Source organism: Myroides odoratimimus (assembly GCF_030326305.1).
Taxonomy (GTDB): Bacteria; Bacteroidota; Bacteroidia; order Flavobacteriales; family Flavobacteriaceae; genus Flavobacterium; species Flavobacterium odoratimimum_A.
Genome location: NZ_JACAKB010000001.1, coordinates 93,701 through 113,060, shown reverse-complemented (window position 1 = coordinate 113,060; position 19,360 = coordinate 93,701). Strand labels below are relative to the sequence as shown.

At 34.4% G+C, this 19,360-nt stretch carries 19 protein-coding genes; 3 read left to right on the top strand and 16 right to left on the bottom strand.

Going from position 1 to position 19,360, the window contains the following annotated elements; translation table 11 throughout:
• Window positions 1-2 precede the first annotated feature (2 nt).
• The 6 genes from HX049_RS00525 to HX049_RS00500 form a co-directional block, all read right to left on the bottom strand.
• Entirely contained in the window at window positions 3-596 is a 594-nt protein-coding gene (locus HX049_RS00525; RefSeq protein WP_041888725.1) for a penicillin-binding protein activator LpoB, read from the bottom strand.
• A 41-nt stretch (window positions 597-637) separates the two neighbouring features.
• On the bottom strand, window positions 638-1,039 hold the full coding sequence (locus tag HX049_RS00520) for a hypothetical protein (protein ID WP_235280504.1): 402 nt from the start codon (window positions 1,037-1,039) through the stop codon (window positions 638-640).
• A 60-nt stretch (window positions 1,040-1,099) separates the two neighbouring features.
• Window positions 1,100-2,185 carry a diphosphomevalonate/mevalonate 3,5-bisphosphate decarboxylase family protein gene (locus tag HX049_RS00515; protein WP_286413375.1) on the bottom strand — a complete coding sequence of 362 codons (1,086 nt, stop codon included), beginning with the start codon at window positions 2,183-2,185 and terminating at the stop codon, window positions 1,100-1,102.
• Between the two features lie 384 nt (window positions 2,186-2,569).
• Window positions 2,570-4,918, bottom strand: a complete 2,349-nt coding sequence (locus HX049_RS00510; RefSeq protein ID WP_286413374.1) for a TonB-dependent receptor domain-containing protein — start codon at window positions 4,916-4,918, stop codon at window positions 2,570-2,572.
• Window positions 4,919-5,897: 979 nt separating this feature from the next.
• Entirely contained in the window at window positions 5,898-6,377 is a 480-nt protein-coding gene (locus HX049_RS00505) for a PH domain-containing protein (RefSeq protein ID WP_286413373.1), read from the bottom strand.
• Between the two features lies 1 nt (window position 6,378).
• Window positions 6,379-7,602: an NAD(P)/FAD-dependent oxidoreductase gene (locus tag HX049_RS00500; protein ID WP_286413372.1), complete on the bottom strand. Its 1,224-nt coding sequence runs from the start codon at window positions 7,600-7,602 to the stop codon at window positions 6,379-6,381.
• 125 nt (window positions 7,603-7,727) lie between these two features.
• On the opposite strand from HX049_RS00500, the gene HX049_RS00495 reads away from it, so the two are divergent.
• Window positions 7,728-8,279 carry a hypothetical protein gene (locus HX049_RS00495; protein WP_286413371.1) on the top strand — a complete coding sequence of 184 codons (552 nt, stop codon included), beginning with the start codon at window positions 7,728-7,730 and terminating at the stop codon, window positions 8,277-8,279.
• A gap of 9 nt (window positions 8,280-8,288) precedes the next feature.
• On the top strand, window positions 8,289-8,699 hold the full coding sequence (locus HX049_RS00490; RefSeq protein ID WP_286413370.1) for a hypothetical protein: 411 nt from the start codon (window positions 8,289-8,291) through the stop codon (window positions 8,697-8,699).
• On the opposite strand, the gene HX049_RS00485 is transcribed toward HX049_RS00490, so the two are convergent.
• The 10 genes from HX049_RS00485 to HX049_RS00440 form a co-directional block, all read right to left on the bottom strand.
• Window positions 8,696-8,869 (bottom strand): hypothetical protein, encoded by a 174-nt coding sequence (locus HX049_RS00485; protein ID WP_006262708.1) that lies wholly within the window; start codon window positions 8,867-8,869, stop codon window positions 8,696-8,698. The two genes, HX049_RS00490 and HX049_RS00485, sit on opposite strands and share 4 nt — an antisense overlap.
• Window positions 8,856-9,566 (bottom strand): carboxypeptidase-like regulatory domain-containing protein, encoded by a 711-nt coding sequence (locus HX049_RS00480; RefSeq protein ID WP_286413369.1) that lies wholly within the window; start codon window positions 9,564-9,566, stop codon window positions 8,856-8,858. Before HX049_RS00480 ends, HX049_RS00485 begins: the two co-directional genes overlap by 14 nt.
• A 73-nt stretch (window positions 9,567-9,639) precedes the next feature.
• Window positions 9,640-10,353 carry a M949_RS01915 family surface polysaccharide biosynthesis protein gene (locus tag HX049_RS00475; protein ID WP_286413368.1) on the bottom strand — a complete coding sequence of 238 codons (714 nt, stop codon included), beginning with the start codon at window positions 10,351-10,353 and terminating at the stop codon, window positions 9,640-9,642.
• 11 nt (window positions 10,354-10,364) lie between these two features.
• A complete protein-coding gene (locus HX049_RS00470; RefSeq protein ID WP_286413367.1) occupies window positions 10,365-11,093 on the bottom strand; it encodes a YqjF family protein in 729 nt (242 codons plus the stop codon).
• A gap of 128 nt (window positions 11,094-11,221) precedes the next feature.
• Window positions 11,222-12,229 carry a TQO small subunit DoxD gene (locus HX049_RS00465; RefSeq protein WP_286413366.1) on the bottom strand — a complete coding sequence of 336 codons (1,008 nt, stop codon included), beginning with the start codon at window positions 12,227-12,229 and terminating at the stop codon, window positions 11,222-11,224.
• Between the two features lie 107 nt (window positions 12,230-12,336).
• A complete protein-coding gene (locus tag HX049_RS00460; RefSeq protein ID WP_286413365.1) occupies window positions 12,337-12,726 on the bottom strand; it encodes a hypothetical protein in 390 nt (129 codons plus the stop codon).
• A gap of 80 nt (window positions 12,727-12,806) precedes the next feature.
• Window positions 12,807-13,307, bottom strand: coding sequence for a hypothetical protein (locus HX049_RS00455; protein ID WP_286413364.1), 501 nt, complete (start codon window positions 13,305-13,307; stop codon window positions 12,807-12,809).
• An 11-nt stretch (window positions 13,308-13,318) separates the two neighbouring features.
• The gene (locus HX049_RS00450; protein WP_286413363.1) at window positions 13,319-14,260 is read right to left on the bottom strand and encodes a hypothetical protein; all 942 of its coding nucleotides are present in this window, start codon (window positions 14,258-14,260) and stop codon (window positions 13,319-13,321) included.
• A gap of 468 nt (window positions 14,261-14,728) precedes the next feature.
• Window positions 14,729-15,649 (bottom strand): GYDIA family GHMP kinase, encoded by a 921-nt coding sequence (locus HX049_RS00445; protein ID WP_286413362.1) that lies wholly within the window; start codon window positions 15,647-15,649, stop codon window positions 14,729-14,731.
• Entirely contained in the window at window positions 15,649-16,965 is a 1,317-nt protein-coding gene (locus HX049_RS00440; RefSeq protein WP_286413361.1) for a hydroxymethylglutaryl-CoA reductase, degradative, read from the bottom strand. Before HX049_RS00440 ends, HX049_RS00445 begins: the two co-directional genes overlap by 1 nt.
• 213 nt (window positions 16,966-17,178) lie before the next feature.
• Between HX049_RS00440 and HX049_RS00435 the strand changes: the two genes are divergently transcribed.
• Complete coding sequence (locus HX049_RS00435; RefSeq protein ID WP_286413360.1) at window positions 17,179-19,344, top strand: S9 family peptidase; 2,166 nt, start codon at window positions 17,179-17,181, stop codon at window positions 19,342-19,344.
• Window positions 19,345-19,360: the final 16 nt, after the last annotated feature.

Below are 19,360 nucleotides of genomic sequence, written 5' to 3'. Positions count from 1 at the left end.
AATTAGTTTTTTACGTACTTAGCGATTTTCTTTTCACCAATCCAAACTACTTCATTTGTCTGAATATTTGTCAACTCTAAGTTAACTTGGTAATAAACCACTTTTTTCTTTTTGTGAGAATCTACAATAGAGTTGATAGAACCTTGTAACATAAAGTCAGCTCCTTGTTCTAAACCGAATTGTTTCATAGATGATGATGATGCATTCGTTTGTTGATCTGCACGTTCACCACGTAACTCCTCACGTTTTTTACCTCCTTGAACTAAACGTACTCTTTGAGAACGAATAAATGCTTGTTCCACATCTTTTACAAACGTCTCAGCTTCAATGTGCTCATGGCTCTTATTATAAACCATCCCTACAATAACCACAGGCTTCTCTCCTTTATTCTCTTCGCGGAAGTTAAAGATCCAAGGCTCTTCTAATATTTGCTGAGTCATTTGGTCAGCTACTTCTCTAGAGTCAGAGTTATTCCATCTTCCACTAATGTCGATCGTTTCTTCTGTGCTTACTCTAGTTACTTGACGTCCACATGATGTAATAGCCAGTCCTGAAACAGCTAATATTGCAGCTAATGCTATACGTTTAATTTGCATAATCCTTTTATTTGTTTTTCTTTATGTTTTTTTCCTAATTCTTAAATAGAGAACCACCAGTTACCAGTTCTAAAACCAATATTTGGTCTCCAAGTATTCCAGTTATTCCATCCAGAATAATAGCTATTATAGTTACCATAATACCCATTGTCATAGCTATAGTAACTTCTACCATATTTAGCACGAGCCATGCGTTCTTCATGTCTCCATTGCTTTTTCTGAGCTTTGCGCTCCATCTTAGCCTCGTACCAATCGTACGCTTTATAAGTATCCTGTACAGTAGTACTTAAAGTCGCAGTCAGAGAATCTTTCTGTGCCATATACTTTACCATACTTACTCTATAATTAGGGTTTTGATCTGGTGCTAACTCTTGTGCATAAGTTGCTTGACTAAATAGTAAGCTACCTAGTGCTAAACCAAAAATTGTCATTAACTTTCTCATATCTTCAATATTTATATTAGTATATGCAATTAGCATACCGTAGTATAAAGTTACAAAAAATTATTTAATTATTTCTGAACCGAATCCAACTTTATCATCTATATACTGTTCATTCTGACAGAACTGTGCTAATTCTTGTCTTATAAATGTCTGTACAAAGTCTTTATCCCCTTCTGGGTATAAAACGTGTACATTTGCCCCAGCATCAAGTGTAAAACACACATTGATTGATGTTTTTTCTCTAAATGCCCAAATTTTCTCGATGATCTGAAGCGTATTTGGCTTCATTAAGATAAAATAAGGCATAGAAGTCATCATCATTGCGTGTAGAGTCAATGCTTCGCTCTCTACTAACGCTACAAACTCCGTTAAATTACCTTCTATTAATATTTTTTTCAATCGAGCTAGATTCTCATGAGCTTGTTCAAAGCGTTGTGCTGCATAAGGGTGATTATGCATCAAATCATGCCCCACTGTACTAGACACTTTTTTCTCTCCTTTATCCACTAACAAGATAGTATCACAATACCCCTTAAAGATAGGGTGTACCTCAAAAGGAAAATTAACCCCATATAAATCTGTACTTCCAGGTATATCGCGTTGTTCTCCCCATACTACTACACTTCCCGCTATACTTCTACATGCACTACCTGATCCAAGGCGAGCTAAAAAAGAAGCTTTCTGGTCAAAATAGTCTTCTGTCATATCCGCATTCAACTTTCTTTCTAATGACATAATATTCACTGCCATCGCTGCCATACCAGACGCAGAAGAAGCTATCCCTGAGCTATGAGGAAATGTATTTTTAGTATCTATCGTGAAGTGATAATACTCGATATAAGGGCAGTATTTTAGAATTCTCTCAAAAAACTTCTGAATCTTTGGTTTAAACTCTTCTTTAGGCTGTCCTTCAAATAAAAGATCAAAACTGATGCCTTTATCTGACTTTGCTTTATACGTCATAGTCGTTTCAGTCTTACAGTTGTTTAAAGTAAAACTCAAAGACGGGTTAGCAGGAATCTGATTCTCCTTTTTACCCCAATACTTAACTAAAGCGATATTACTAGGAGAACTCCATGAGAATGTTCCCTCCTTTACTTGATTAACATCTATATCTTGGCTAAAAATAAAGTCTTCTATATTCATTGTTCATCGATTTCTAAACAACAAAAATAACATCTTTTATTAATTGCCCCTCTATTCTTTTAGAAACTTCTCTTTTTTTAGAACAACACTAAGATAAAAGAGCTAATGATTTACACCTATATTATTAGTTCTTTACTTCCTTCTACTGTAAGCAAAGTGTAATAAATTTAACCTTCATTCTCTCAACAGAATAACATTATTCAAACACTATAGAAAAACTCCTAAGTAATGATGTTTAGGAATTAAATGTCACATCAGTAATTAGAAACCTCTACATTATACTTTTCTTCTAAGCTGTATTAACTTCTAAAAAAACAAAATTACACTAATCACTAAAGATTAGTTATTATACAAGCAAAAGCTCTATTACAACTTCCATCCTATTTAATTCAGTCGTTCATTTTGTCCTTTTGAAGTTACATTCTTTATTCTCTTATTACCTAATGTATATCTCATATTTATAAAATAGCTCTTAAAATATTCTTGCTTTTTATTAAAGCTATAGGCAGAATTACTGAACCTCATATTAGTATCTGGCCTTAATAAATCGTACGCCCCAATACTTATGTAGAAATCATTAAACGATTTTCCAAAATCAACACTTAGAGAATGTTGAGCATTTACTTTACCGAATACATCTTCGAAACCATTGTCATAACCGTAAGTTAAAGTTAAAACTGTGTTCTTTTTCTTATCAAAAAACAGATTGTTCTTGATGTTGAAATAGAAGTTCGTATTGTCTATTTTTATTGGAATATTATTATACTCTCCTTTAATTTTAGACATTTCTAAAGACATACTGAATGAAAAACTCCAATAGTTCTTAAAGAGATTCTTATTAAAATAGAAATTACCTCCATACCCATCTCCATTTCCATAATTATCTATTGTATTCACAATGACGTTATCAATTACAGCATCAAAATTATTAAATAAATTATGGGTTTTCGCATAACCTAATTCTAAATTATAATCATCAAAAAAGGTATAAGTCAAACCTATAAATGATTTTTTAGTATTTTTAAGGTAAGGATTATTCACCCTAATTGAATTCGGTGAGTTTATATATATAAACGGATTAAGATTACTATAAGGTGTGCGAGTTATAGAACTAGCAAAATTTAGAGTAAATTGATGCTCATCACTTATTCCATACAAAAGGGCTACAGATGGAAACAAGTTAGAATTACTAATTTTTACAGTTTCTGAGTCTGATTTTAAAGTACCGTCTGCCGATAAATATTCGTAGCGCAAACCAATAAGCACTCCAAAAGTCTCTGAAAACAACTTACGGTAATTCGCAAATAAAGCAAAATAGTCTTCTTTATATTTAAACACATTAGTTTGCCTATCATCAGATACATATTCAACACCATTATAATTCCCAAAAAAGTTATCACTTTTAATATTACTCTTTGAATAATTAATCCCTGTAGTCAGTTTACTACTGTCTTTGAAGTTTTTCTCATATTCTGTTTTAAACTCTATTAGTTCTGCAGTATTGTCAGGATTTTGGATAAACCTCTTTTCTTTGCCATTCGCGTAAGCGAATACATTAAACATATCTCTATTATTCCTAGAATTATAATAGTTAAAATCTGAGTTTATACTACTATCTAAAGTATCTAATATAATCTTATGGTTTAAGTTATAATACACTACATGGTAATTACTTATTTTATCTTTATTTTTTGCAATATTCAAGGAATCTAATTGGTTGGTTGTTACATTGTAATAAGAACTAACAATATCTCTATTGGCTTCGTTATTACTGAACCTAGAGCTAAAACTCATACCTATAGTCTGATTTTTGCTAAGAGTATAATCAATATTTACATAAGGAGTATAATTTGTTCCTTTTGTAATAGCATTACTTTCTATTTGCGTTTCCTCATTACTTTTAAAGTCAGTATAAGAATCATATCTATGTGCTTTATATTTAGAATTTTCCAATTTGACTCCAGAAGTGACCGCCCATTTATTTTTAGAGAACGCTAAGTAAGCTGAACCGTCTTGTGTATTATAAAATGATTGTGTAGACTTAGCATTTAATACTACTTTAAAAGGCTGTTCCTTTGTTTTGTTTACAATCACATTGATAATACCATTATCACCTGTCCTATAACCACTCCCAGGATTCTCTATCACTTCTATTTTCTTTATATCTAATGCAGGGATAGATTGTAGCATACTCATCGCTACATCATTACCCCCTACATTTCTACCATTGATAAGAACCAATACACTCTTGCTATTTTTAATCTTGATTGATTTTCCGTCAGGAGTAACATTGACAATAGGAACAGTATTTAAAAACTCTAATGTAGATTTATTTTTAGCTAATACTGAGTTAGAAATATTAGTTACTTCATATTTATCGAAGTTTCTTTTCATTTTAAGCTTCGACTCTATCATTATTTCTTTCAATTCTATTCCGTAGTCGATGGTAATCTTTCCTAAGTCTACATCGTCTATTAAGCTTATCTCTTTCTTAAAGAGTTCATTCCCTAAATAAAAAATTTTAAATAGGTATTCCCCTTGTTCTTTCTCTATCTGAAAAAAGCCATTCTCATCAGAAACATCAGATACTAATAAAACTCCATCTTTGGTTTGTAATTGTATTGTTGCAAATTCAATAGAATTACCGTCTGAAGTAAGGACTTGTCCTTTTATTTTAGTTTGTGAAAACAAAAATAAAGGCAACAAAAAAAAGACTAAGATATACTTGAACATCTGACAATATATTTACTTAAATACAAACTGATCTACTGTAAACAGAAGGATTGTAAAAACTTTTAAATTATACAAAAACTAAGAACTGGTCTTAGGACTCTTTCTAGATTATCATAAATAATTTGAAACTATTAATATTATTTTTAACAAGAAAATTAAACAGCTCTTCATACTGAGTACCATTACAAGCTTATGAGGTAACATGCCACTCAATAGAGCTAAACACTAATATATTTGCTAATTATAATGGTACCTTTTCACTATTTAGATATACTTTCTGAGTCATATTCTATTCGTCTACAATATATTTTAATTATTTTGATTACACTAACAAATAATCACAACAAAACAACTCATATCATAACAAAATATTTACTTATATAACAAAATAAACATCATGTCACATTAAACAATAATAAAGTTAGAAAACATTAACTTTAAATTAACTTAAAAAACAAATATAGTAAACACAGTTCAATGTACAACATACGAATTGTGTTTTTCAATAAAATAAAAGCATCTGCTAATAGCAAACTCTTTTATTTCATTGATTTTCCGTAAGTATTTATAAGATGATTCTTTCTACTAATTTATAGCTCACTATTTACTTAGCCATAGTTTAGCAACACTCTTTATGCACCCCCTAATCGTATAGACGTATACATAATAAAACAATATAGGCTTTACTATGACCTCTACTTTCTCCTTTAGGTCAGTAATCTCCAGTATAAAAAATCAAATAGTTAAAAATAAGCATGTTACAACAAAAACCAAACCTCCTCCCTCCCCTTAATCACAATTAAATAGGATAGTGTTCTCATAGTGAAAGCATTAAAAACAGCCTTTATTATGTGAGCACTATCCCATAACTATGCGACCACTATGCGATAAATCAAAAATAAACCAACGAAAAAGGCAGTAAAACCGTGGTTTTACTGCCTTCTCTCATATTTTATATTTTTGTTTAAAACGATTGTTTCTATTTTCGATATTGTGCTATTGCCTTCTGTATAGCAGGTCTAAACTGTACGCTGATATAATCTTCACTAGTAGGTGCACTAAACATAAACATAGGATTCTCAGGAAACCCCTCTGTCGTTCTAAATAAGACGAAATAACTCTTACCTGCTTTACCCGCATTCATCCATTCGTCAAATTTATAATAATCAGCTACAGAGCGTCTCTCTCTCACCACAATCAGTACATCGTTTATCTCATTCCACTTGAGTTGCTTCTCTTTGAGCAGACTTTTATACGTCACTCCTTCTGCGTCTATACTTACTTTGATAAAAAAACATTTATAGACAAAAACGACAAATAGAAATAACATAACAGCACTAAGAGACTTAGCTAATCCATTGCCTACTTGTAGAAAGAAAATAGACATCCCTAAAAAAGGAAGTAAACAAAACACGAATAGCAATATCTTACTCGTCAAATTATAATAACTAAACTTCATCTTATTTATGCTCTATTTTAGTTGTTATCGCTAATGCAGCAAGGTATCCGTTCGTCCATGCATTCTGAAAATTAAACCCTCCTGTGATGGCATCTATATTTAAAATCTCTCCTGCAAAGTACAAATTATTGTGCAATTTACTTTCCATGGTTTTAAAGTTAACCTCTTTTAGGTCTACTCCTCCAGCAGTAACAAACTCGTCTTTAAACGTGCTTTTACCATTGACTTGATATTCTCCTTGAGTCAACTCCCCACATAGTATATCTAACTGCTTATTAGTCACATCTGCCCATTTGGTATCTTCTGCTATCCCTGATATCACGACCATGCGCTCCCATAATCTATTAGGCAAGTCTAATTCTATACGCTTAATCACATTCTTTTTTGCATGATCTTTACGGATGCGTTGCAATTCTTCTTTTAGAGACTCGAAGCTGTGCTGTGGCATCCAATTTACTGTGATATGAAACTGATATTTCTTGTCTGCTAATATTCTAGCACCCCAAGCAGAAAGGCGTAATATACCAGGTCCACTCATTCCCCAATGGGTAATTAATAAAGGTCCTGATGCTTCTAGCTTAGTCCCTTTTACACTTACCTCAGCAGGTGTAGCTACTCCCATCAAATCTTTGATGCGTTTATCATTGATATTAAATGTAAATAATGAAGGTACTGGCTCTACAATCTTATGCCCTAATTCGGCTACTGTATTCCACATCTTAGGATTACTCCCCGTAGTCATGATTAGATAAGTAGATTCGTAGTTACCTGTTGTAGTATCAAGCTTCCAACTGCTCTCTTTCTTAAAGATGCCCTGTACACTACTACTCGTGATGACTTCTATCTTAAGCTTCTGTACTGCCTTCATAAAACAGTCTATAATAGTCTGAGAAGAGTCTGTATCAGGAAACATTCTACCATCCTCTTCTATCTTTAATGTCACGCCATGTCTATCAAACCATTCAATAGTGTCTCCTGAACAAAACTGATGAAAAGGCCCTAATAGCTCTTTTGCACCGCGAGGGTAGAACTGCGTTAATTCTTTCGGATCAAAACAAGCATGCGTTACATTACATCTTCCTCCTCCTGATATTCTTACTTTAGAAAGCACTTCTTTTCCTCTCTCGATAATCGCTATTTTTAGTCCTTTATTTTGTTCTGCAAGATTAATTGCAGTAAAAAAACCTGCTGCTCCACCTCCGACTAATATGACATCATAATTCATTGAAAAACCTATTTTAACGTTTAAGACTCTCTTCTAGAGTTTTTTTATTGAGTGTAAAAAATTATCTTTACGCCAACAAAGATACTTACTTACGATCGCACCACTATCATTGTTAAATTAAGAATATGAAAAAATTACCTTTCTTAGCTTTAATTGTCTTGTTCTCTATGTGTAAATCTGCTTCTCACGTAGCGACTAAACCACCTAAAGAACTGACAGTAGATGAGCGTATCGAAAAAATCAAAGAGGAAGACAGACTTCCTGAAGAAGATGATGTAATGGACCTACCTGATTATGCTCAGGTGAGAGACGACTTTAGATCTGTAACAGACAAAACTAGAGATAATTACCTTAGAGGTATGAATGCCTCTGCTGATAACTACTCTGTAGTGATCTTAACTAAAGGCTTCAAAGGAGAAAATATCTCTATCAAAGGAAGTAGCAAGACCTATTACTACGCCATGACCATGAGTGACCTACGCTCAGGTATAGCTAAGTCTATACGTGTAGACAACACTCAGAATATAGTATTAAAAGACAGTTATACAGGAGGCTCACTGACGATAGAAAGTGACCATGCTAAAATGTTTAAATTCATCTATGTTATGAAAAACAACGCAAATAAGGAAACTCCTTTTAAAGTGACATTTAGCAATACGCTGCGTCCTGTTAGATAATCTTCAATAATGGAAAAAAGAGACCTTGTCCTTAGAATGATACAACAAACGGCTCAATTACTTAGAGCCGTTTTTAATTCGCTTCCTATCGATGACTTCGAGACCGAACAGCAAGTACAAGACTTCACCTCCTCTCTTAAGGAGAACTTACACCTAGATATAGACAGATTTATCCTTCATACAGATGAAGAAGCTTTAGCATCTTTATTAACCATAGAGGGAATGGATATAAATAATATAGAATCACTTGCTAATATCCTAAGACTACTAGCTCTCAAAACTCAAGATGCTTTAAACGAAAAAAGTGCTCTCCTAAATAGCAAAGCACTCCTGTTATTTCAATATGTATCAGATACATCTAAGACCTACGATTGGGGAAGAGAGAATAAGATCAATACCCTAAAAAGTCGTCTAACTTAGTTCTTAGAAGCTCTCTTTTCTTTAGCTCCGATCACTAAGGCAAACAACAATACTACTACTGCCGAAATAAGCAGAAATAGCCCTATCCCAAAGTTTTGCATTGCTACTAGACTTGTACCTATAGATATCATTAATAATCCTACTATTAATAACCCTTTACTTCTCTTCATATTTCTTTTTGTTTCTACTTTTTTTATACGCTTTTACTACTACTTCTCCTATTAATGACTCATTACTTACTTCTAAATGAAAATCAATATTATTTGTTGATCTACCAACTTTGATTTTATTATCTTCAAATCCAATAAATGAAGCTACTAAAGTAAGCCTTTTAGTATTATATTTTTTAGGAATAACTAACTCATACTCTCCTTCCATATTACTTTGAGTACCAATATTAGTTCCTTTAATCATAATAACCGTACCAGGTAATTCAAGGTTTGACTCATAAGCTTTTCCTCTAATCACTCTCGTGTCTTCAGACTTAATACTAACCTGAACTAACGTTGGTAAAGGAGTACTTATCTTAGTATCTTGACATACAGATTCCACCTTAGGATTCTCTTGAGCTACAGCTGTACTTATAGTTGTTAGTGCTAACAAATTTACCATGGTAGCCACCATACCATTCAGCCCAAATGACTTGCTGATCTTCTCCTCTCCTAAGTCTGTACCTATATACTGACGTGGAATACGCCCGCATATCTTTCCTTCTTTCTTTATGATAGCAATGATGTCTTTCTTACTTGCTTTAGAGAAGTCAACGACTACTTTATCACATACAGCACAGTGTCTCCCTTTATCTTGAGGAGTCATTTTATCCCAATCTTCATGACAGGGTTCTGGTATTTCGATTCTGTATTTCATAGTTACTATTATAGCGAATGATAACACAAACATAAATAATAAAAAACGCATAGATACCACTATGCGTTTTTTATTATTTAAAACTATTTGCTATTTTCTTCCAGCCTTCTTCTACCGACTTAGAGAATACTTTCTTCGTTTTGTCTGCCTTTTCTATCACAGGCTTATCTACTATGCCCTCGCTAGGTGTAAATGCTCCTTTAGCTAGAATATTCTCATCACCATTAAACAACATGACTTTTAGATCATATTCTCCTTTCTCACCATCATTACAGCTCGTCACATAAGAAACAATCACTTCAGTCACTCCATCATTATCTAAATCAGTCACCACTGTCCCCATAGGCACATATCCTATATATGGAGCAGGGCTTCCTTCACCACAGGGTACCACATCATACATCTTCATCGTCATCACATAGCCGTTATCATCATCTTTATTCGTGAACATATACATATAGATTTCACCTTTCGTTCCAGAAGAGTACTGACCAAAGCCTTTCTGTGATAAATCTCTATAAGGGAAATAACCAGTAGTCGTTAGTATCAATATTTTCTCTCCTTCTTTATCTTTCCAACTAATAGATTCCATTACAGTTCCTCTAAAATCAAAGGTCTTCGGAATATCGTTATACAATAGCGTCTTTGCCTTAACAGGAGATTCCTTATCGTATATCTGCATCTTCCATTTAGGTTGTAAGGTACGCTCTAAGTTTCTTGTGTTTTGTCCCATCACAACAGAGGAGATAAACAAAAAACTACAGCACAAAAAAAGTAATCTTGACATTATATACATTATTAGAGTTTGATTTTTTCTTTATCCCATGACACTACTACAACACCTTTAGAATAATGTTGTGCAATTACATCAGCTTCTGTCAAATGCAGATCGCCTATACTATAATCAAACTCCATTGTATCAAATTTTATTGTTCTAATAGGCCATTCTTTATGGTGTATCTGGTATCGAAACAGTTCTTCATGTACATATACATAGAGACAGTAACGCTCTGTCAACCAAAAATCTAATGTAGTCTTATTTTTAACTTTCTCCCCTTTCTGATACTCAAGCTTTAGAAAGAAGTTCTTCTTCTCGTTTAAAGATAAATAAGCATTTTTCTCACGAATTATATCTGACTTTTCATAAGGCAACCCAGATATCGTACGAGATACAAATGCAGATAGGCTCTTCCCTACTTCTATATTGATAAAATAAACTCCAGGTTTTCCATCTACCACAACATAAGTACGTACGTTGATCTCATCAAAATCAGATACCATACTCACCGCAGGTAAACGACGTGGGCGAATATTCTCCATCGTGAATGGCACGATAGATACATAGTACTTCCCATCTAGACTATCCAGTTCTAAATCTTCTGCCACTAAGGGTCTCAGTACCTCTAGAGGCACTTCAAAATGTAAAAAGATAGCTCTATTCCACTCTTGATAGAACTTCCAAGGTCCTTCAGGCAATGCCCAAGGGCGATGGGATACTGAACTTAACACATCATCTATTTGGCTCATATTGTATTTTTTACTAAGCAATTTACATAAATAAATACAACCTTCTCACTATTTAAAGATAATTAATATCAATCAAATACCCTCAAACCATCAAGAGCTGAATAGAAGCTACCTTATCACTATATTCATTAATTCACTTCCGCTGTCCACTCAATCCCACTGATATCTATCAGTCGAAGAACAACACTCTGTTTAGGATGCTCAACACTTGGCTCAAAAGTAATATCTGCCTTTGCGCCTAAAGGAATAATCAAACTGTGCTTACCAGGAGCTATCTTAGCTACATAGCGATTGCTGATTTGTTCTTTATTTAGTTTAGACAGTGCTTCACCATCCCACTTTTGGATAACTTCTCCATCCATAGTTTCTAATTGCACACCTATAAGGAATGATCCATATACATCTGCACCTTCTACGCGATATACTTCAAACTTCAACTGTCCTTCTCTCCAAGTCACATCTGCCAATTCTAGCTTAGGCTTAACAGATTTATTGTGTAGCGTACCGAATACACCTCCGTGGAAAACTTGATTCGTATATAAGGTCAATAATAACACCGCAAAAGATCCTATGAATACCACAGGCTTAAGATTCTTAATAGGTAATTCACCAGAGCCTAAGAAACCAAACCATTTCTTAGTAGTAAATGCCTTGCCTTTCTTTGCAAAATAATAGTCTAGAGATCCATATCCTCCCCCTGTCAAGAATAACATAAACCCTGTTGCTACACCTAGTACTCCGATCTGCCATTCGTCTAGACATGTTGTCCCTATCCAGCCAGAACCTAATAAGATTCCCATCGCCAAAAAGAATACTCCTACAGACATCAGCCTAGTGAATAGACCTAACATGATAAACAATCCTACAATAGCCTCTACTATTGTAAAAATAACCATCGCCCACCATAGCATATCAGGATTACTCACTAGATATTCTATAAGCGGTTTTATCCCTAAAGCATTTGGCAAAAAGTGATTAAACTTTGCGCCAATATATCCCGCTTCTTCTTCTATTAATTTGTTCTCTAATATTAACCTACGCCAAAAAGCAGAAAAATAAGTCCACCCAACTACTAAGCGAATTCCAAGTGTAAAAAATCCAGCCGTTGTATACGACTGCTTATTAAAAATTTGCATGATTTTAAATTAAAATAGTGTAATCAATTTGTTTTAACTCATTAAAATACACACCTATCTATCGTTCATTCAAGAGAATAACAACACTTAGGCAAGTATATAATTCCTTACGCTATAGCTAATTTAAACTGCTGATATAATATATATTTAGGAGGATCTGTTCCTGCTATACTAAGGATATAGTCTAGTTGTACCCCCTTACTGTGATGAAATAATGCCAAGTCTACTCCCGCTGTATAAGCTAACGAACTCAACGATATTCCTTTTACTTTTTGTTTTAACTGCTTTGAAGAAACAGTTACAGATGAAGTCTCTACATCACAAGAAACCTGATTAATACCCAGTGCTTTATTTGCATTCAAAGGACGTTCCATCTGAAGCCCAGACACCTCAAAAAAAGCCTTCTTGGCAGAACAGCCAACTGTAGTAAACATCAAGAGTGCTATCCATAGATAACACTGTATTTGTACCGCTACTTTCTTTTTCAAGGTTAACATCTAGTTTATAATCTCATCATTAAAGGCTCAAAAATAGCCTTTTAAGTTTAATTTTAACAATTACAATTGACAAAGTATTGTTAAACTAAGATTGTCAACAACACGAGAAAGTTCTCTTCATCTATCCCATCTACCTTAAAATGAGCTTTTGTACCAGAACACATTTTCTCTCTAGACAATACAGACAGGCACTGACCATAATCTGCTAAACCATAAAAAGAACTTCCTAGATACACCATGACACCTTGTGGATAAAAACAGACTATCTCTCCTTCTACATAATCACTTATTTCTTGTTTAAACAAAGTCCAAGACTCTTCATAAGGCATTTTACTCTGTAACCATTGAGCTAAAAATTCCTCCTGAGTTATTTGGTTCAGAAACTCTTTATCTTCCTCTTCCAATAACGTTTCTGGCAAAAAGAACTCTTGATTTCTTATCTCAATATAGCTATTCGTCCTAAGACCGTTATGATTGGTCACACTGCGCAGATAATAGCCTTCAGCAGATATTTCATAATAACTGATACAATCTTCTACTCCTTCGAGTTTTAAATGATTATAACTATAATATACATTCATATTTATTACAATTAATGAGGTATAAACTCAGAAGGTATACACAATACCCTTTCTAATTTTCGCATTAGCTCTTCTTCTGTATCTACATAAATAGTATGATGCTCTACTATATTATTGAAGTGAACAAGGATTGCCCCTTTAGCAATAGGGTGTTTAACCTTACCTAGCGATATTTTAAACTGATTATCTATCCAGATCACCTCTATAAATAGTTTATCATTACTAGCGAAGTATAGTAGCTCATTGGATTGATAACTCTTCGTCCCTCTTATCAGTTTATGAATAACAACATACCAATACCCATACTGAACAAACTGTAGCAAATCCCGATCTGTCTGATTCAATAACTTTTGCACAACCTCTTTCACAATCTCCAAGTCATGATTCTGACAAAGGACTTCATACTTTCTAAACTCACCTTCATAATCCCAACTGCCCAGTACACGATTATACTCCATATATTCTACTTCATACCCCACCTTATCATTTCTATACATCACATACACACCTACACCATCCTTTACATTCTCAGCTGTAAATAATAAAGTATCTTCTAGATATCCTTCTCCTATGGGATTATTAATACCTACAGACCAATGCTCTGATACCACTAATGCCCATGACCACTGTGTGTGCTTTTCTATTTTCTCTATAATTTCCTTCTGACGCTTATAAAGTTGAGCTAAGTACTTACCATCACGTCCTTTCTTCTCATCTTCTTCTATATACACTAACCAATCTTTTAAGATATCCATGAACACCAACTTCCCTTCTGCTGTTAGATCATCTTCATATAGAACTACTTCACGCTTCAGCGCTCCATATTCATCAAAATTACTTGAAGAAACAAGACGCTTATTCTCAGCAAAACTCAACAAGGTCACAATCCCTTCCACCAAACTTCCCTTATGTCCTGCTAAATATTCATCGATGTCTAATATGATTCTTCTCATGGTATTCTTTTTATTATGCTAACCGATCTAATCTTTTATCATTCTTATACAGTGTCAAAAATACGAAAGCCTATAATAATACTTTCTACCTGTGGCGATATTGTATACTTATGCCTATTAATGAACACTTATGGTCACATAAAATGGGACACTACACTACAAAAAAAAGAGGCTATCCTACAACAGATAACCTCTCCAGATTGTCATTCTCTCCAACTTGCTCATAAAGATTCAGACTTTCTTTACTTAAAACCTACATTAAGCATTAGTAAAGCCTAATTGTTAATATCGCTATTTAATTAAATCAATACTCAAAACATAGCACTTATGCCTCTTCTTTAATTAACGATAGTCTCTTTGTGATATCAACTTAAGTATCACTAATGAATCCAATAGATTTTGTTTTAAAATACTATATTATGAAAGGATAAATATAAAGCTTTAAAATCAAAAATAGTAGTTAAACTTCTAAAAAAGAATCATATTCTCAAAGTTTACTATTATTTCGTAGCCTTTAGAATTAAAATACTCCAAAGGGTCATTTTTAGAAACGACCATTACAAAATCTCCTCCCCAGCCTCCTAGACTCTTGATCGATCCGTCGAAGTCCGCAAATAAACCTTGCTTCACAGTAGCGACTCCTAATACCTCACTCATAATCTGCTCATGCTCATCCATTAATTGACTAAACTCTTCTAATGTAGTGCTCACAGACATCGCCTTACTAATCTCTGAAATACGCTCTACCTGATGGCGAATACCATGGCGCTTCGCTTTAAAATTAGCAATAGCCTCTTTACTGCTCTTCTTCTGATTTAGGTATACAAAATATAAGTGCTCTTTAAAAGACGGGTTAAATGACACCAGCTCTACTTGTGGATGGTTTACATCAGTCAGGGTATAAAACACTCCCTGATTATGACGCGCACAGGCAATATCATATCCACTACCACCAAAAGATTCTTGTAATAATTGATATGGGTTGATATTGAACCACTCCGCTACATTATTAATCCAAGTAGAGGAAGTCCCTAATCCCCATAAGCGAGGAAAAGTTAACTCAGATACCACCTCATATCCTGTTCCTTCTACTAGGATAGAAGGGTTCTGTCTATGTGCAGCACGCAGTACATCTACTAGCGTTTTATAATACTCCGATTGATGTTCGATTTCATGTGTACCTAGTACATCTTGCAGAGGCACTACCTCACTCATCCAGATACTACCGTCCACATCGTAGCTCGTCCAATGAATACAGTCACCTTCCTTCTCCTTCACCTTCAGTGACTGTCCATACTTAGTAGGCAAGGCAAAAGCCTTAGCCCCTTCTAGCACGACATACTCTCCTGAGATAAGTAGCTTTCCGTTGCTATAATATTCTTTCACCATTATTTACGAAGGCTTTCTAGCAGTTCTACTACTGCACTATGAGATACCACATTCTTTTCGAAATGAGCTACTACTTTTACTCTTTCTGCATCTGTTGCCTTGAACTGGTTTAGGATATTCATTAAGTGCATCTTCATGTGTCCTTGTTGAATACCTGTCGTTGTCAATGATTTCACAGCAGCGAAGTTCTGTGCTAATCCAGCTACTGCTATGATTTGCATTAACTCAGTAGCAGAAGGACTCTGAAGCATCTTTAAAGCCACCTTTACCATAGGATGTAATGAAGTCAGTCCTCCCACAGTTCCTAGTGCTAGTGGTAAATCAATCCAGAACTTAAAGATACCATTCTCTATACTCGCATGAGATAAGCTGCTATACTGACCACTGCGAGCCGCATAAGCATGTACTCCTGCCTCGATAGCTCTGAAGTCATTCCCTGTAGCTAGTACCACAGCATCTACCCCATTCATCACTCCCTTGTTATGTGTTACTGCTCTAAAAGGTTCTACCTCTGCGATACGCACAGCTTGTACAAATTTCTCTGCAAATAACTGTGGTTCTTTGATATCCTTACCTTTTAGGTCTTCGATAGGACAGCTAACTTCTGCTCTCACCACACAGTTAGGTACATAGTTAGACAGAATACTCATCACCACATCTATTGCTTTCTCCTCTTCTGTAAACGCTGTACAGTTCATCGCCTCAGCTTTTAGCGTTTTAGCGATTTGCTCTAGACAAGAGTTGATGAAGTTTGCCCCCATACTGTCTTTTGTCTCGAATGTCACATGCAGTTGATAATAATTATCCACATCAGCAGTCTTATCTCTTAGCTCGATCGCTGAGATACCACCTCCGCGTTTCTGCATATTCTGCGTGATAGAGTTCGTATCTTCATAGAACTTGCTATCTATATCTTTAATAAACTGAACTAGTTTACTCTTCTCTCCTTTATATATAAAGTGTACTTGTCCTATCTTCTCTGTCCCTAGTATAGTAGTCTTAAACCCTCCGCGCTCTGACCAGAACTTAGCAGCCTTAGAAGCTGCCGCTACTACAGAGCTCTCCTCTATTACCATCGGAATAGTGTACCATCTATCGTTAATTCTAAAGTTAGGTGCTACACCAAAAGGCAAGTAAAAATTCGTGATTGTATTCTCAATAAACTCATCGTGAAGTTTCTGTAATTCCTCATCTGAATTCCAATATTGTTCTATCAATTCTACTGTATCAGCAGAATTAGAAAAATAGGTTTGTGCTATCCAATTGATTTTGTCACGTTTACTCAGCTTAGAGAATCCATTAATATTACCTTCCATCTTTATTTTTGTTTATGCCACAAAGATAACTCATTCTTACAAGGTTAAAAAAACTAAAAAAACAGCTATTAGTACTTTTTGTTTATGATATTATGATTTTTATTACCAAAATAGCTTCAACAGAATTAGACTTTTTTTGGTTTATTCGAAAAATAAATTGGTGTAAATCATATTTTTTCATTAAAATTGGAAGTTTTTTCGATTAAATAGATAATGAAACACCTTAACCTAACCCTACTATTTTGTATCATAGCTACCCAAATTGGGTTAGCGCAGAAACAAATTGCACAAGAAGAAATTTGGAACGGCACATTTAGAACGAAAGTAATGCAATCCGTTAATTCGATGGAAAAATCGAATCAATACTCACGCATTGAACGCGTTGCTAAAGACCACCAAGAAATAAATCTTTATAACTTTGAAACACTAGAAAAAGCAAAAACAATCTTTTCTACTAGTGCGTTTAAAGATATTAAATCGATCGATACTTATATCTTCGATCATAAAGAAGAACAATTATTAATAGGGACGAACACCACTCCTATTTACCGCCGTTCTGCTTTAACTGATTTTTATTTGTTCAACCCAACTAAAAATTCATTAGTTAAAATAGCAGATCACAAAATATCTGAACCTACATTCTCTAATGATGGTTCTAAAATAGCTTATGCATATCAGAACAACTTATATATCTATGATATCGCTTCTCAGAAAACACAACAGATAACGAATGATGGTAAAAAAAATCATATCATCAACGGTATCTCTGATTGGGTATACGAAGAAGAGTTTGGTATCGTACGCATGTTTGATTGGAATAAGAATGGAGACAAGATAGCTTATATCAAATTTGATGAGACTAACGTTCCAGAATATTCAATGGATGTATACGGAACAGGACTTTATCCTACTCAAGACAAGTTTAAATACCCTAAGGCAGGAGAAAAGAACTCTCTAGTATCTATCCATATCTACGATGTGAAGTCTAATCAAACAAGTAAAGTAGACTTAAGCGAGTTTAACGATTTCTATATTCCTAGAATCAAATGGACAAATGACAATCAATACTTAAGTGCTCAAATCATCAACAGACATCAGAATGACTTAAAAGTATTCTTCATCGATGGAAATACATTAAGCAAAAAACTGATTCTAAATGAGACAGATAAGGCTTATGTAGATGTAGCTACCCTTAGCTTCTTAGACAACAACGATTTCGTATGGCTGAGTGAGAGAGATGGTCATAACCACCTATACTACTATAACAAAGAAGGTAAATTAGTAAACCAAATCACAAAAGGGAATTGGGAAGTAACAGATTACTACGGTATCGATACTAAATCTAAGAAACTTTATTTCCAGTCTGTAGAAGAAGGTTCTATCTATAGAGGAGTGTATTCTATAGACCTTAATGGAAAAAATAAAAAGAAACTATCTGAGAAACTAGGAACGAATAGAGCTATATTCAGCCCTAACTTCGAACAGTTTATCAATGTGTACTCTTCTAGTACAGTAGCTCCTACTTACACTTTACAACAATCTAAAACAGGTAAAGTGGTAAAAGAAATTCTAAACAATAAAGAATTAGAGAGCAAATTAGTAGACTATAACTTGCCTACTAAAGAATTCATACAGATTCCTACAGTTAACGGATTACAGCTTAACGCTTGGGTGATGAAACCTAAAGACTTTGATCCTGCTAAGAAATATCCTGTGTTTATGTATCAGTACAGTGGTCCTGGATCACAACAAGTAGCTGATAAATGGCTAGATTCTAACGACTACTGGCATGCTATGCTTACTCAGAAAGGGTATATCGTGGTGACTGTAGATGGTAGAGGAACAGGATTCAGAGGAGCTGAGTTTAAAAAAATGACACAAAACCAATTGGGTAGATATGAAGTAGATGACCAAATCATCGCTGCTAAATACCTAGGTCAACAATCTTATGTAGATGCTAGCAGAATAGGTATCTGGGGATGGAGCTACGGAGGGTTTATGTCTTCTAATGCTATCCTACAAGGAAACGATGTATTCAAACTAGCTATCGCTGTAGCACCAGTGATTAACTGGAGATACTATGACAGTATCTATACTGAGCGCTATATGACTACTCCACAGGAGAACCAAGCGGGATATGATGATAACTCACCTATCACACATGCTTCTAAGCTAAAAGGTCGTTACCTTCTAGTACATGGTACTGCTGACGACAATGTACACGTACAGAATGCTATGACTATGATAGAAGCGTTAGTACAAGAGAACAAAGACTTCGACTGGCTAATCTATCCAGATAAGAATCACGGTATCTCAGGAGGAAATACAAGATTACAATTATATACAAAGATGACTAATTTCATCTTAAACAATTTATAAGCCAAAATAACCTTAC